Source organism: Streptococcus sp. XMC (assembly GCF_021341835.1).
In the GTDB taxonomy this organism is placed as follows: Bacteria; Bacillota; Bacilli; order Lactobacillales; family Streptococcaceae; genus Streptococcus.
Genome location: NZ_JAJTNQ010000003.1, coordinates 1 through 15,886, shown reverse-complemented (window position 1 = coordinate 15,886; position 15,886 = coordinate 1). Strand labels below are relative to the sequence as shown.

Sequence of the window (15,886 nt, the reverse complement as noted above, 5' to 3'; positions counted from 1 at the left end):
ATAGAAATCAGCTACTCAGAGCCTTTGTTTTTAGAATACATCAATAAAGAGTTTGGTTTTAAGAGCCAAGCTCTTTTTTTGTCCGCTAGTTTTAATGAAATATAGGGATAAAATTTTATAGCTTCTTCTCTTAATTAAAGAACCTTTCAAAGAAGGCTTGACGAGGGCCTGCTTTCTAGATAGACTGGAAGTAAGCGTTTACACACAACAAATTTTAGGAGGTCCTGATGAAATCACATCAACCACGTTATGCTATTCGCAAGTATGCTGTAGGAGTTGCTTCGGTACTGGTTGGCTTTTTTGCCAGTGGTCAAGTCGTAGCAGCAGATATGCCAAGCGTTACAGAGAGCCCTGCAACGACTCTTCCGACGCAGCCAAGTGAAGGAGACTTGCCTCTCTCCGCTACGGAGGAAACTGCTCAGCCGGTAGTAGAAAAACCAATTGTTCCTGCTCCAATCGTTGATCAAAGTCAGCCGACCCTACCTGATCGAGAATTGCGCGCATCTGACCTTGATCGCTTGATTCGTGAAGAAGCGATCTCTGTCACAGAAGCTGATGGAGTAGCTCAACCAGTGACAGCAGCGACGGAAACACCCGCTAAAGATCCTGAACAAGAAGAAAAATTGGCCAAGAAAAAAGTCATCTCTATTGATGCGGGTCGCAAGTACTTCTCACCTGATCAAATCAAGGAAATCATTGATGAAGCCAGCAAGACAGGTTATACCGATTTACATCTCTTAGTCGGAAATGATGGTTTGCGCTTTGTCCTTGATGACATGTCCTTGCAAGCAGGAGATGCATCCTACTCAAGTCAAGCGGTCAAAGAGGCAGTTGAAAAAGGAACCAAAGCTTACTATGACGATCCTAATGGAACAGCCTTGACGCAGGCTCAAATGGATGACATTTTGGCTTATGCCAAATCCAAGAATATAGGCGTGATTCCAACAATTAATAGCCCAGGGCACATGGATGCAATCCTAACCGCTATGGAGCAATTAGGAATCGAAAACCCTCACTTTAATTACTTTGGTACGAAAAAATCAGAACGGACCGTTGATTTAGACAACCAAAAAGCCCTAGATTTCACCAAAGCCTTGGTGGACAAGTATGCGGCTTATTTCAGTGGCAAGACAGACATCTTTAACATCGGCTTGGACGAATATGCCAATGATGCAACGGATGCCCATGGTTGGCAGGTTCTCCAAGCTAGCAAGCATTGGCCAGATGAAGGCTATCCAGATAAAGGCTACGAAAAATTCATCCAATATGCCAATGATCTAGCGGCTATTGTGAAAAAACACAAGATGAAACCAATGGCCTTCAACGACGGTATCTACTACAATGGCGATACCTCCTACGGAACTTTTGATAAGGATATCATTGTATCCTACTGGACAGGTGGTTGGAACGGCTATGATGTGGCTTCTTCAAAATTCTTGTCTGAACTAGGCCATCAAATCCTAAATACCAATGATGCTTGGTACTACGTTCTCGGTCGGGATAAGGCTGGATCAGGTTGGTACAATCTCGATCAAGGTCTCGAAGGGATTTCTAAATCTGCTATTGATGCTGTTCAAAAGAATGATGGGGCTAAGGTTCCATTTATCGGTGGGATGGTAGCTGCCTGGGCAGATACGCCATCTGCAACCTACAAAAAAGAGCTTCTCTTCAAGCTCATGCAGGCTTTTGCGGATAAGAACGCAGACTACTTTGTAGCAGACCCTGAAATCGTCGAAAAAGCTCTTGCGGAAGCTCCAACTGATTTGGATCATTACACTCCAGAATCGCTAGTAGCCTTTACAGCAGCGAAAGAGGCGCTAGGAGGAGTGGGAGCAGAAACGACACGAGCAGAAGCCAAAGAACTGATTGCTTCTCTCAAAGCCGCTCAAGAGGCCTTAGTCCATACAGAAAGCTATGCCAAAGAGTTGGCAGACAAGGAAGCTGCTGAAAAACTAGCCAAGAGCAAGGTAATTTCCATTGACGCAGGACGCAAATACTTCTCGCTAAATCAGTTGAAACGAATCGTGGACAAGGCCAGTGAGCTGGGCTACTCTGATTTGCACCTCCTTGTCGGAAATGATGGCATGCGCTTCGTCCTCGATGATATGACGGTTGAAGCCAATGGCAAGACTTATGCCAGCGATGATGTGAAACAGGCGCTTCTCGAAGGTACCAAGGCCTACTATGACGATCCAAATGGTCAAGCTTTGACACAAACAGAGATGGATGAGTTACTGGCTTATGCTAGCTCAAAAGGAATTGGCTTGATCCCGGCAGTCAATAGTCCAGGTCACATGGATGCCATCTTGGTAGCGATGGAAAAACTGGGTATTGAACATCCACAAGCAACCTTTGATACGGTTTCCAAGACAACCATGGATCTGACCAATGAAGAAGCGGTTAACTTTACTAAGGCTTTGATTGGCAAGTACATGGACTATTTCAAAGGCAAGTCTAAGATCTTTAACTATGGAACAGACGAATATGCCAATGATGCCACCAATGCCCAAGGCTGGTACTACCTCAAATGGTATGAGCTCTATGGTAAGTTTGCGGACTATTCCAATAGTCTCGCAGCTATGGCTCGTGAAAAAGGCTTGCAACCAATGGCCTTTAACGATGGCTTCTACTATGGAGATGAAGATGATGTTGCCTTTGACAAGGATGTCTTGATTTCATACTGGTCTAAAGGATGGTGGGGCTATAACCTCGCATCACCACAGTACCTAGCAGACAAGGGCTACAAATTCCTCAATACAAACGGTGACTGGTACTATGTTTTGGGCCACAGGGGAGATCAAAGCTATCCACTCGATAAAGCTATCCAACATTCAGAAACCGTTCCATTTGAACAATTAGCTTCAACCAAATACCCTGATGTAAAATTACCAGTGTCCGGAAGTATGTTGGGAATTTGGGCAGATGAACCAGCCAATGAATACAAGGAAGAAGAAGTCTTCCAGGTCATGGAAGCATTTGCCAACCATAACAAAGACTATTTCAAAGCTAACTATACAACCCTTCGTGCGGCCCTTGCAAGCGTTCCAACAGATCTTTCCATCTATACAGAGGAATCTCGTTCAGCTCTTGCAAAAGTCTTGGATACATTGAACTGGACTGTCAGTCGTGCCCATCAAGAAAAGGTAGATGAGCAAGTGACAAGCCTAACGCAAGCTCTCAGCCAGTTGAAACCAATCACCCAAGTGGGAAGTCAAGCAGAAAATGATGTCAGAGCCTTGGTAGAAGACAAACCAAGCTTGGAAATCGTTGAAAAAGAACTAGATTTTGAAGTCGTCGAACGTACGAATCCAGACTTGGCCAAGGGTGAACGAAAAGTGGTTCAAGCAGGTGTCAAAGGCCAGAATCGTGAATTTGTTGCGGTCTCTGCTCTTGATAAGAGCCACCAAGTGGTAGGAACAGAAGTTTCGAAAGAAGCTGTTGCTGAGATTGTGGAAGTGGGCACCAAGGAGGCGGAAGTTCTTCCTTCTACCCCAGAAACACCGAAGGTTCAAGGATTCAATGGTGTGAAAGCCTTAGTGCTCGATAAGCCAAGCTTAGAGATTCTAGAGAAAGAAGTTGACTTTGAACGAGTTGAACGGACTAATCCAGAACTAGCCAAGGGTGAACGAAAAGTAGTCCAGGCAGGAGTGAAAGGTTTGCGACGTGAATTCGTGACGGTTTCATCTCTTGATCAGAGTCGTCAACTGGTAGCAACTGAGCTGACCAGTGAAGCTGTTCCAGAAATCACAGAGGTAGGAAACAAAGAGCTTCAAGCATTTATCTCACCTCTGAAACCAGAAAACTCTCGCTCGGAGAAAGATATACTACAAGTAACGGAAGGAAACAAAGAACTTCCTCTGACTGGACAAGAATCTGTCCTAGGTTTGGCCTTGCTTGGAGCGATCTTAGGAGCGACAGGCATGAGTCTCAAAGGACTTAAAGAAGACTAATCAGCCCCCCGATTGAACTAAGTTTTTCTATTTTCCAGAGATGGAAAAGGAAAGGCTTGGTTCTTTTTTGTTTCAATAACTGTACCCGGACAGTTCTCTCTTTTCCGCCTTGTTCAGCTTGGATGAACTTGATAAAATAAAAACATGACACGATACAAAGCAACTATTTCTTACGATGGAACTCTATTTGCGGGTTTCCAACGACAACCGCATGCCCGTAGTGTGCAAGAAGAAATCGAGAAGACCTTGATGCGTCTCAATCAAGGAAATCCTGTGACCATCCATGGAGCGGGCCGGACGGATGCAGGTGTCCATGCCCTTGGGCAAATCATCCACTTTGATCTCCCCCAGCCACGGGACGAGGAGAAGCTCCGTTTTGCCCTCGATACCCAAACCCCAGAGGATATTGACTTTATCCGGGTGGAGCAAGTGCCCGAGGACTTTCATTCACGCTACCAGAAGCACAGCAAGACCTATGAATTTATCGTGGATTATGGTCGTCCCAAGAATCCCATGATGCGTCACTATGCCACCCACTATCCTTATCCTTTGGATGTGGAAAAGATGCAGGCAGCCATCCAAAAGTTGGAGGGAACCCATGATTTCACCGGTTTTACAGCTTCGGGTACCAGTGTGGAAGACAAGGTTCGCATGATTACAGAGGCTCGCTTGGTCGAGGACGTGGCAAATCATCGTCTTCTCTTTACCTTTTCGGGCAATGGCTTTCTCTACAAGCAAATCCGCAATATGGTGGGGACCTTGCTGAAGATTGGCAATGGACGAATGCCGATCGAGCAGATCGATCTGATTTTAGAAAAGAAGGACCGCAATCTAGCAGGTCCTACAGCAGCGCCAAATGGCTTATATTTAAAGGAGATCCGTTATGAGTAATGAATTGATTCTAGCTATTTCAGGAAATGATATTTTTAGTGGGGGAGGTCTTCACGCTGACCTGGCCACCTATACAACCAACAAACAGCATGGCTTTGTAGCGGTGACTTGTTTGACAGCTATGACAGAGCATGGTTTTGAAGTGATTCCGGTGGATCCGACGACCTTTGCTCAACAGCTCCACTCTCTCAAGGATGTTCCTTTTTCTGCTATTAAACTCGGCCTCTTGCCAAATGTTGAAGTGGCAGACTTAGCCTTGGACTATGTCAAAGCCCATGCGGAGATTCCTGTGGTACTAGACCCTGTCTTGGTCTGCAAGGAAACTCATGACGTGGAAGTGTCAGCCCTTCGAGACGAATTGATCAAGTTCTTCCCTTATGTGACCATCATCACGCCAAACTTACCAGAAGCTGAGATCTTGACTCAAAGCAAGATTCAATCGCTCGACGATATGAAGGAGGCGGCGCGCAAGCTCCATGAATTGGGAGCAGCGACTGTCGTGGTCAAAGGGGGCAACCGCCTTAACAAGGAAAAAGCCATCGATGTCTTTTATGACGGCCAAGACTTTACGGTCTTCGAAGAAGACATTTTAGAAAAGAATAATACAGGAGCTGGTTGTACCTTTGCCTCTAGTATTGCAAGCCAGTTAGTCCAAGGGAAGGCAACCTTAGAAGCTGTTAAGGCTTCAAAAGCGTTCGTCTACCAAGCCATTCAAAAATCAGATCAATATGGAGTAGTTCAATATGACCAATAAACGTACCCAAGTAATCGCGCATTTAGCCATTTTAACCGCCTTGACAGTTGTGCTAGGCTATTATACCAAGTTGCCAACTCCGACCGGGATGGTGACCTTGCTGGATCTAGGCGTCTACTTTACCGCCTTTTATCTGGGGCGCAAAGAAGGAGCAGTGGTCGGTGGTCTTGGTGCCTTTCTCTTGGACCTCCTCTCTGGCTATCCTCAATGGATGTTCTTTAGTCTCTTGTTCCACGGAGCTCAAGGCTACTTTGCTGGTTTTAAAGGAAAAGCCCGTTACATCGGTCTGCTTCTAGGAACGGTTATCATGGTAGGTGGTTATGCCCTAGCTTCAGCACTCTTTTTAGGAAATACCTGGGTAGCGGCCATTGAAGAGGTTCCTCATAATCTGGTTCAAAACTTCGTTGGGATGGCTCTGGGATATGCTCTGTATCATTTCTTACCAAAGAAGGGAAATTAGAGGATGGAGTTAGAGCAATTAAAAAGAGAAACCCAGGAGATCTTGCTGGATCTTATATCCAAGTCCAATCTGCATCAGGGACAAATCCTCGTGTTAGGCCTGTCCACCAGTGAAGTCGCTGGTGCAAGTATCGGGAAGAACTCAAGTCTGGAGATTGGGCAAGCCATTGTGAAAACCATCCTAGATACACTGACTCCCAAAGGCATTTACTTAGCTGTCCAAGGATGTGAGCATCTTAACCGAGCTCTGGTGGTCGAACGTGAACTAGCAGAGAAGAAAGACTTAGAAATCGTCAATGTACTGCCGAGCCTCCATGCGGGGGGTGCCGGTCAGTTGGCTGCTTTCGGTTATATGAAAGACCCTGTCGAAGTGGAATACATCACAGCCCAGGCTGGTTTGGATATCGGGGATACTTCTATCGGGATGCATGTCAAGCATGTGCAAGTACCCGTTCGACCTGTCTTGAAAGAACTGGGTGGTGCTCATGTGACGGCTCTAGCCAGTCGTCCAAAGTTGATCGGTGGGGCGCGTGCTACTTACCAAGAAGATCCGCTTCGGAAGTCCTAATAGGAAGGAAACTAGTTCAGGCACGGACTAGTTTTTTTATTCCGGGACAATTTTTGAGATAGAAAAGAGATTTTTAATCTTTTGGTCTTCATAAACCACTATAAAATTCCTCTAAAAAGAAGCAGTTTCCACAAAACCAAGATGCCCAAAAACTTGCATTTTCGAAGTTTTATGGTAAAATTATTAGGAATGACTATATTATTTTAAGGAGAGACAGAATGTCTGTATCATTTGAAAACAAAGAAACAAACCGCGGAGTATTGACTTTTACCATCAGTCAAGACCAAATTAAACCAGCTTTAGACCGCGTGTTTGAGTCTGTTAAGAAAAACTTGAACGTACCAGGATTCCGTAAAGGTCACCTTCCACGTCCGATCTTTAACCAACGTTTTGGTGAAGAATCACTTTATCAAGATGCTTTGAACGATCTTCTTCCAGCAGCTTATGAAGCAGCAGTAAAAGAAGCGGGTCTTGAAGTGGTTGCTCAACCAACTTTTGACGTTGTATCAATGGAAAAAGGTCAAGATTGGACATTGACAGCAAATGTTGTTACAAAACCAGAAGTAAAATTGGGTGCTTACAAAGACCTTGAAGTATCTGTAGAAGTTTCTAAAGAAGTAACAGATGAAGATGTAGATGCACGTATCGAACGCGAACGCAACAACTTGGCCGAATTGGTAATCAAAGAAGGACCAGCAGCTGAAGGTGATACCGTTGTGATCGACTTTGTAGGTTCTGTTGACGGTGTTGAGTTTGACGGAGGAAAAGGAGATAACTTCTCACTTGGACTTGGTTCAGGTCAATTCATCCCAGGTTTCGAAGACCAATTGGTTGGACACTCAGCTGGTGAAACAGTTGATGTCATCGTAACTTTCCCAGAAAACTACCAAGCAACTGACCTTGCAGGTAAAGAAGCAAAATTCGTGACAACCATCCACGAAGTAAAAGCAAAAGAAGTACCAGCTCTTGACGATGAATTGGCAAAAGACATCGACGAAGAAGTTGAAACTCTTGCTGAATTGAAAGAAAAATACCGCAAAGAGTTGGCTGAAGCGAAAGAAGAAGCTTACAAAGATGCAGTTGAGTCAGCAGCAATTGACCTTGCAGTAGAAAACGCAGAAATCGTTGACCTTCCAGAAGAAATGATCCACGAAGAAGTACACCGTGCTGTCAATGAATTCCTTGGAAACATGCAACGTCAAGGAATCTCTCCAGACATGTACTTCCAAATCACTGGTACAACTCAAGAAGATCTTCACAAACAATATGAAGCAGATGCAGCAGCACGTACTAAGACAAACCTTGTCGTAGAAGCAGTTGCTAAAGCAGAAGGCTTCGAAGCAACTGACGAAGAAGTAACTGCAGAAATCGAACAATTGGCAGCAGACTACAACATGCCAGTTGAACAAGTTCGTAGCTTGCTTTCACCAGAAATGTTGAAACACGACATCGCTGTGAAGAAAGCTGTTGAAGTAATCACAAGCACTGCAAAAGTAAAATAAAAAAGACGATCTTCCATCTTGATGGAAACAAGTCATAAGAAGAAAAGCTGAGGCCATGTGTCCCGGCTTTTCTCTTCTTATTGGCGCGGAATTTTCCTTTGACGAAAGGGGAAAATTATCGTACAATAGAGTGTAACGATAAATGATGTATTCTAGGGGTATCCTCTTTTTTAATGAAAAAGAGTGTTGCCTTGAGATAAAAATGAAGGAGATCTACCTTGGAATTAGAAGTATTTGCTGGACAAGAAAAAAGTGAACTTTCAATGATTGAAGTAGCCCGTGCAATCTTAGAGTCACGTGGCCGTGATCATGAAATGTATTTCAATGACCTGGTCAATGAAATTCAAAACTACCTCGAAAAATCAAACAGTGAAATTCGTGAAGCTCTTCCATTGTTCTATACAGAATTAAATGTGGACGGAAGCTTTATCCCACTAGGAGACAACAAATGGGGACTTCGCTCATGGTATGCGATCGATGAGGTAGATGAAGAAATCATCGCTCTTGAAGAAACCGATGAAGATGAAGAGCCTAAGAAACGTAAGAAAAAACGTGTCAACGCCTTTATGGATGGAGATGAAGACGCGATTGATTACAATGCGGATGATCCAGAAGACGAAGATGTCTATGAAGCAGATCCAGCGCTTACTTACGATGATGAAAACCCAGAAGATGAGAAGGATGAAGTGGAAGCTTATGATGCTGAAATTAATGAAATCTCACCAGACGAGTTGGATGAGGAAGTTGAGCTAAGTGACGAAGAAGAGTCTTACGAAGAAGAAGAATAATCCAAAAACAAGGAATTTTTCCTTGTTTTTTTGTTTACTTGAAGGATGATTCAAGGAAGAGTATAATGAGGGTGTAAGCCTGACCTAGCGCAGAAGGAGGAAGGAAATATGGACTGGATTCTGAATCAAAGTTTGGTGGATTTAGGGATTGAGACGGTGGTGATTGGAGTGGCCAAACAGGTGGAGCCACAAGCTCCCTTGTCTGCAACTTTTCTAGCTAAAAAGGAGGAGATGGAAGCCTGGGCCTTAAATTGTGATCTCAGCTCGGTGAAAGAGGAGGCAGTTGTACAAGGCTATATGGACTTGTTGAAGGAAGTGGGGCGTAGTGTCAAGAAGAACCCGCCAACTATTCTCGCTTTGATTAAGAATATCCAAAGTCGAGGCTTCCTACCGACGATCAATAGTGTGATTGATATCTATAATGTTGAATGTCTCCGTTCCTTTTTAGCCATTGGAGGGCATGATCTGGATAAAATCCAGGGACCAATCGAGTTTACGATTAGTCAAAGAGAGGATACATTTTTGCCCATCTTATCAACAGAAAAGCATGTTAGTGAAACCGATCCGGTCTACCGAGATCAAGAGGGTATTATGGCCTGGCTAGATGTGAGAGATGGTGAGCGCTATAAGATGGAGGAGACTACCCGCAATGCCCTCTTTATCATCCAGGGGAACCGAGCGACCTCTGTAGAGATGCGCTTGGAAGCACTGGAACGGATCCACAAGGATCTTGCTTCCTGCATGCCTGATCTTCAATTTGAGAAGTTTATCGTCACACGAAATGGCGTGGAGCCAGCTACTTAAGTGTATAAAAATCATTTTCATGAAAGTTTCAATTTGACAAAGAAGAATATTTGGAGTAAGATATTGTTCGGGCACCTCATTTTGAGGTCGGAGCTCCCTAATCATTAGGGGGCTATTTTTGTTTTTCCGAAAAGGGGAATGGCCTCTACCATATTAAAAGAAGAGGAAAGCATATGTCAACAAAATATATTTTTGTCACTGGTGGTGTCGTATCATCCATTGGGAAAGGGATTGTCGCAGCGAGTCTCGGTCGCCTGCTCAAGAATCGTGGATTGAAAGTGACCATTCAAAAATTTGACCCCTATATCAATATCGATCCAGGGACGATGAGTCCTTATCAACACGGGGAAGTCTTTGTCACAGATGATGGGGCAGAGACAGACTTGGACCTTGGTCACTATGAACGCTTCATCGATATCAACCTGAATAAATACTCAAATGTGACAACTGGTAAAATCTACAGTGAAGTCCTTCGCAAGGAACGTCGTGGAGAATACCTTGGAGCAACTGTCCAGGTCATTCCTCATATTACAGATGCCTTGAAAGAAAAAATTAAGCGTGCAGCAACTACGACGGATTCAGATGTCATCATCACAGAGGTTGGTGGAACCGTTGGAGACATTGAGTCCCTTCCCTTCCTTGAAGCTCTTCGCCAAATGAAGTCTGATGTTGGGGCTGAAAATGTCATGTACATCCACACAACCTTGCTTCCTTATCTTAAGGCAGCTGGTGAAATGAAAACCAAGCCGACGCAACACTCTGTCAAAGAATTGCGTGGTTTGGGAATCCAGCCAAATATGTTGGTCATTCGTACAGAAAAGACAGCTGGACAAGGTATTAAAAACAAACTAGCCCAATTCTGTGATGTAGCCCCAGAAGCTGTCATTGAGTCGCTTGATGTAGAACACTTGTACCAAATTCCATTGAACTTGCAGGCTCAAAATATGGACCAAATCGTTTGCGATCATTTGAAGATTGATGCACCAGCAGCAGATATGACCGAATGGTCAGCTATGGTTGATAAGGTTATGAACCTCAAAAAACAAGTCAAGATTGCACTTGTTGGTAAATACGTAGAATTGCAAGATGCCTACATTTCTGTTGTTGAGGCCTTGAAGCACTCTGGATACGCCAATGATGCCGAAGTGAAGATCAATTGGGTCAATGCTAATGACGTGACAGCTGAGAATGTAGCGGAACTCCTATCTGACGCTGATGGGATTATCGTCCCAGGTGGTTTTGGTCAACGTGGTACTGAGGGTAAGATTCAAGCGATTCGGTATGCGCGCGAAAATGATGTACCAATGCTGGGTGTCTGTCTGGGGATGCAGTTGACCTGTATTGAGTTTGCCCGTCACGTTTTAGGCTTGGAAGGGGCCAATTCATCCGAATTGGATCCAGAAACTAAGTATCCAATTATCGATATCATGCGGGACCAAATCAATGTGGAAGACATGGGAGGTACCCTTCGTTTAGGACTGTACCCATCGAAACTCAAACGGGGATCAAAAGCAGCTGCTGCCTATGACCATCAAGAAGTGGTACAACGTCGCCACCGTCACCGTTATGAGTTTAACAATGCTTTCCGTGAACAGTTCGAAGAAGCAGGTTTTGTCTTCTCAGGTGTTTCACCAGACAACCGTTTGGTCGAAATCGTTGAAATCCCAGAGAACAAATTCTTTGTCGCTTGCCAATACCATCCAGAATTGTCAAGCCGTCCAAACCGTCCTGAAGGTCTGTATACAGCCTTTATTACAGCGGCCGTTGAGAATCACGATAGCAAATAAAAATCAAGGGAGCAGGTCCTTCGACCTGCTCCTTTTTTGTGAAGAAATGACAACCTTTGAAAAAAGTTTGAAAAAAATCTTGACAAGAAAGTAGAAGATTGATATACTAGTAAGGTACTCAATCGCGGGGATGGCGGAATTGGCAGACGCGCAGGACTAAGGATCCTGTGACCGCTTTAGGTCGTGAGGGTTCAAGTCCCTCTCTCCGCATCGGATGATCAAGACAGCTTCGGCTGTCTTTTTTCTTGTTCATTTAGGAGAAAGATTGCTTGAAAGAGAAGAAAACGCTTTAAAGGCTCAGGAAAAGCTAGCATTTTCAATGAAAAAGTGATAAAATAAACAATGTAAGTGGTTTAACCACAAAAAAATAGAGGAGGCCTACTACTAATGGCAATCGTTTCAGCAGAAAAATTTGTCCAAGCAGCTCGTGACAATGGTTACGCAGTTGGTGGATTTAACACAAACAACCTTGAGTGGACTCAAGCTATCTTGCGTGCAGCAGAAGCTAAAAAAGCTCCAGTTTTGATCCAAACTTCTATGGGTGCTGCTAAATACATGGGTGGTTACAAAGTAGCTCGCAACATGATCGCTAACCTTGTTGAAGCAATGGGTATCACTGTACCAGTTGCAATCCACCTTGACCATGGTCACTACGAAGATGCTCTTGAGTGTATCGAAGTTGGTTACACTTCAATCATGTTCGACGGATCACACCTTCCAGTTGAAGAAAACCTTAAATTGGCGAAAGAAGTTGTAGAAAAAGCTCACGCTAAAGGTATCTCAGTTGAGGCTGAAGTTGGTACAATCGGTGGTGAAGAAGACGGTATCGTTGGTAAAGGTGAATTGGCACCAATCGAAGATGCTAAAGCAATGGTTGCTACAGGAATCGACTTCTTGGCAGCAGGTATTGGTAACATCCACGGTCCATACCCAGCAAACTGGGAAGGTCTTGACCTTGATCACTTGAAGAAATTGACAGAAGCTCTTCCAGGATTTCCAATCGTATTGCACGGTGGTTCAGGTATCCCTGATGAGCAAATCCAAGAAGCTATCAAACTTGGTGTTGCGAAAGTTAACGTTAACACTGAATGCCAAATCGCATTCGCTAACGCAACTCGTCAATTTGTACGTGAATACGATGCAAACGAAGCAGAATACGACAAGAAGAAACTCTTCGACCCACGTAAATTCTTGAAACCAGGATTCGAAGCAATCACAGCTTCAGTTGAAGAACGTATCGACGTATTTGGTAGCGAAAACAAAGCTTAATCTTGCTTGAAACGTTATTAACCAGAGGTTTATCCGCAAGGATAAGCCTTTTTTTGGTTCTCTTATTTGGAAAAGTGTTTATTGTAAACAAAAAATGATTGCGATTCTGACAATTTAAGGTTATAATAAACAAAAATGAAGCAAGTAGGTAGGAAATGAGAAAACAGGAAAGACTGAATGAGATTATCAATCTGGTCAATAAGGCTGGAACCGTTTATGTTCAAGACATCATGGAAAGTATGCAGGTGTCGGATATGACGGTCCGTCGGGATTTGATTGAATTGGAAAAGCAAGGTCTCCTTATTCGGGTTCGAAATGGAGCCAAAAGTAACCAATTCCTCCCTTCACGGGAACTGCCCCATGAAGAGAAGTTGCTAAAGAATATTCTGGCTAAGCGTGAAGTAGCGAAGAAAGCTAGCGAGCTGATAAAAGAAGGTGAGAGTATTTTCCTTGGGCCGGGGACCTCTGTTGAGGTTCTTTCCGAAGCCATTAATAATAAGGAACTGCGTGTGGTGACAAATTGTCTACCGATTTTTCAAGAATTGTTAAAGAAAAAAAGTGATACCTTTAAGGTAATCCTCTTGGGAGGAGAACTCCGAGAAACAAGTCAAGCTTTTGTCGGCGAGATAACGAACACTCTCATGGAAAGAATGTACTTCCACAAGATGTTTTTTAGTGGGAATGGCATTGTGGATGGACGGGTTCTGACCTCTTCTTTTGAAGAAGCCTATACGCAAAAGTTAGCTTTAGAACGTTCTTCCGAAGCTTACCTACTGATTGACTCCTCCAAGATTGGTAAGGAAGACTTTACCTCTATCTGTTCTTTGAAAAAAGTAACTGCGGGATAACGGACGATGCATCTGAGAAAGCACATGAAGAATTAGAGGAATATACACGTGTGATTGTATAAATAATAAACTGAAAAGAGAGAGCGATTCTCTTTTTTTGTTTATTACAAACAATTTAGGGCTAAAAAATAAAAAAAAAATAAAGAAAAATGAAAAAAATAAACAAAAAATAGTTGGCAACAAACAAAATTAGCGCTATACTATGTTTGTGAATAACAAAACGAAGTCGAATGAAGAAAGAGGAGAACTTTCTTTGTTGACGGAAATGCAAAAAGGAGAAGCATATGGCAATTGTAGTTGGTGCGGATGCAGCAGGTATTCGCTTAAAAGAAGTAGTCAAAGAATATTTGGAAGCAGAAGGTTTCCAAGTCGTGGACGTGACAGAAGAAGGGCAAGACTTTGTCGATGTGACCTTAGCTGTTGCAAAAGAGGTGAAACAAGCAGAAGATAATTTGGGTATTGTTATTGACGCTTACGGAGCTGGTCCATTTATGGTCGCAACTAAAATTAAAGGAATGGTTGCCGCAGAGGTTTCAGATGAGCGTTCCGCTTACATGACTCGTGGCCACAACAATTCTCGCATGATCACCATGGGGGCTCAAATCGTGGGTGATCAATTGGCGAAGAATATTGCCAAAGGTTTTGTAAACGGTAAGTATGACGGCGGTCGCCACCAAATCCGTGTCGATATGCTCAACAAGATGTGCTAAGGGGAGGAGTAAACGAATGAAAATTGCAATTGGATGTGACCATATTGTTACAACTGAAAAAATGGCTGTTTCTGAATTTTTGAAATCAAAAGGTTATGAAGTTCTTGACTTCGGAACATATGACCACGCGCGTACCCACTACCCAATTTTTGGGAAAAAAGTCGGAGAAGCAGTCGCTAGTGGTCAAGCTGATCTTGGAGTATGTATCTGTGGTACTGGTGTTGGAATTAACAACGCTGTTAACAAGGTTCCTGGAATTCGTTCAGCCTTGGTACGCGACATGACAACGGCTCTTTATGCAAAAGAAGAACTCAATGCTAATGTCATTGGTTTTGGTGGGAAAGTAACCGGTGAATTGCTCATGTGTGATATCATTGAAGCTTTCATCCATGCTGAATACAAACCAAGTGAAGAAAACAAGAAATTGATTGCCAAGATTCAACATTTGGAGACTCATAATGAGCACCAAGAGGATGCAGACTTCTTTACAGAATTCCTTGAAAAATGGGATCGTGGTGAGTACCACGACTAAGAGGTAGGATTATGATCTTAACTGTCACCTTGAATCCGTCCATTGATATTTCTTATCCCTTGGAAGAATTGAAGTTGGATACCGTTAACCGTGTGTCGGAAGTTTCTAAAACAGCAGGTGGTAAAGGGTTGAATGTCACCCGTGTCTTAGCTGAGAGCGGTGAAACAGTTGGAGCAACAGGTTTTGTTGGGGGGACCAATGGTCAATTCATCAAGACCCATCTTCCACGAGATGTTCAATCTTTCTTTTATGATATTCTGGGTGATACACGAAACTGTATCGCCATCTTACATGAAGGAAATCAAACAGAAATCTTAGAAGCGGGTCCAGAAATACTTCGGACGGAAGCCTTGGGATTTCTTCATCATTTCAAACTTCTCATGCCGACATCAGATGTGATTGCTATTTCGGGGAGTCTTCCTACAGGGCTACCAGTGGACTATTATGCGAGCCTAATTGAGATTGCAAAAGAAGCAGGACGCAAGGTTGTACTTGATTCATCAGGCAAATCTTTAGAAGCGGTCCTTCACTCACCATTCAAACCAACGGTGATTAAACCCAATCGCGAAGAATTATCTCAACTCTTAGGACGGGATGTTTCAGCGGATTTTGAGGACTTAAAAGAAGTTTTGAAAGACCCACTGTTTGAAGGAATCGAATGGATTATCGTCTCCTTAGGTGGAGATGGTGCCTTTGCCAAACATGGGGACAGCTTCTATAAGGTCGATATTCCAAAAATAGAAGTGGTCAATCCAGTGGGATCTGGAGATTCAACCGTGGCTGGGATCTCTGCCGCCCTCAGTAGCGGAAAAGATGACGCGGCCCTCTTGACCCATGCTATGGTCTTAGGGATGCTAAATGCCCAAGAAAAGATGACAGGGCATGTCAATATGGCCCACTACGATGATTTGTATCAGAATATAATTGTAAAAGAGGTATAAGATGGTATTAACAGAACAAAAACGCAACTATTTAGAAAAATTGAGCACCAAAGAGGGTGTGATCTCAGCCTTGGCCTTTGACC

The 15,886-nt window shown here is 43.6% G+C and carries 13 protein-coding genes, 1 tRNA gene and 1 pseudogene; all 15 read left to right on the top strand.

All coding sequences use genetic code 11. The features are described 5' to 3' along the window. The first annotated feature begins 227 nt into the window (after positions 1 to 227). Positions 228 to 3,950, top strand: coding sequence for a family 20 glycosylhydrolase (locus tag LXO72_RS06600; RefSeq protein ID WP_233331877.1), 3,723 nt, complete (start codon positions 228 to 230; stop codon positions 3,948 to 3,950). 144 nt (positions 3,951 to 4,094) lie between these two features. Next, positions 4,095 to 4,841: a tRNA pseudouridine(38-40) synthase TruA gene (gene truA, locus LXO72_RS06595; RefSeq protein ID WP_233331876.1), complete on the top strand. Its 747-nt coding sequence runs from the start codon at positions 4,095 to 4,097 to the stop codon at positions 4,839 to 4,841. Continuing rightward, positions 4,834 to 5,595: a bifunctional hydroxymethylpyrimidine kinase/phosphomethylpyrimidine kinase gene (locus LXO72_RS06590; RefSeq protein ID WP_233331875.1), complete on the top strand. Its 762-nt coding sequence runs from the start codon at positions 4,834 to 4,836 to the stop codon at positions 5,593 to 5,595. Before truA ends, LXO72_RS06590 begins: the two co-directional genes overlap by 8 nt. Beyond that, positions 5,585 to 6,055, top strand: a complete 471-nt coding sequence (locus tag LXO72_RS06585) for an ECF transporter S component (protein WP_048789871.1) — start codon at positions 5,585 to 5,587, stop codon at positions 6,053 to 6,055. Before LXO72_RS06590 ends, LXO72_RS06585 begins: the two co-directional genes overlap by 11 nt. A 3-nt stretch (positions 6,056 to 6,058) precedes the next feature. Then, entirely contained in the window at positions 6,059 to 6,622 is a 564-nt protein-coding gene (locus LXO72_RS06580) for a TIGR01440 family protein (protein ID WP_233331874.1), read from the top strand. A gap of 218 nt (positions 6,623 to 6,840) precedes the next feature. Continuing rightward, complete coding sequence (gene tig, locus LXO72_RS06575) at positions 6,841 to 8,124, top strand: trigger factor (RefSeq protein ID WP_048717652.1); 1,284 nt, start codon at positions 6,841 to 6,843, stop codon at positions 8,122 to 8,124. Positions 8,125 to 8,342: 218 nt separating this feature from the next. Further along, positions 8,343 to 8,912, top strand: a complete 570-nt coding sequence (gene rpoE / locus LXO72_RS06570; protein WP_233331873.1) for a DNA-directed RNA polymerase subunit delta — start codon at positions 8,343 to 8,345, stop codon at positions 8,910 to 8,912. 108 nt (positions 8,913 to 9,020) lie between these two features. Beyond that, on the top strand, positions 9,021 to 9,716 hold the full coding sequence (locus tag LXO72_RS06565) for a B3/B4 domain-containing protein (RefSeq protein WP_233331872.1): 696 nt from the start codon (positions 9,021 to 9,023) through the stop codon (positions 9,714 to 9,716). A gap of 173 nt (positions 9,717 to 9,889) precedes the next feature. Further along, positions 9,890 to 11,503, top strand: coding sequence for a CTP synthase (locus tag LXO72_RS06560; RefSeq protein ID WP_233331871.1), 1,614 nt, complete (start codon positions 9,890 to 9,892; stop codon positions 11,501 to 11,503). Positions 11,504 to 11,627: 124 nt separating this feature from the next. Continuing rightward, positions 11,628 to 11,713: transfer RNA gene (locus LXO72_RS06555), tRNA-Leu, on the top strand. 177 nt (positions 11,714 to 11,890) lie between these two features. Continuing rightward, a complete protein-coding gene (locus LXO72_RS06550) occupies positions 11,891 to 12,772 on the top strand; it encodes a class II fructose-bisphosphate aldolase (protein ID WP_006595009.1) in 882 nt (293 codons plus the stop codon). Positions 12,773 to 12,927: 155 nt separating this feature from the next. Beyond that, a pseudogene (locus tag LXO72_RS06545) lies at positions 12,928 to 13,682 on the top strand (DeoR/GlpR family DNA-binding transcription regulator). 222 nt (positions 13,683 to 13,904) lie between these two features. Then, a complete protein-coding gene (lacA, locus tag LXO72_RS06540; RefSeq protein WP_006595007.1) occupies positions 13,905 to 14,330 on the top strand; it encodes a galactose-6-phosphate isomerase subunit LacA in 426 nt (141 codons plus the stop codon). A gap of 16 nt (positions 14,331 to 14,346) precedes the next feature. Next, on the top strand, positions 14,347 to 14,862 hold the full coding sequence (lacB, locus tag LXO72_RS06535; protein WP_233331870.1) for a galactose-6-phosphate isomerase subunit LacB: 516 nt from the start codon (positions 14,347 to 14,349) through the stop codon (positions 14,860 to 14,862). 11 nt (positions 14,863 to 14,873) lie between these two features. After that, on the top strand, positions 14,874 to 15,803 hold the full coding sequence (locus LXO72_RS06530; RefSeq protein ID WP_233331869.1) for a tagatose-6-phosphate kinase: 930 nt from the start codon (positions 14,874 to 14,876) through the stop codon (positions 15,801 to 15,803). Positions 15,804 to 15,886 lie beyond the last annotated feature (83 nt).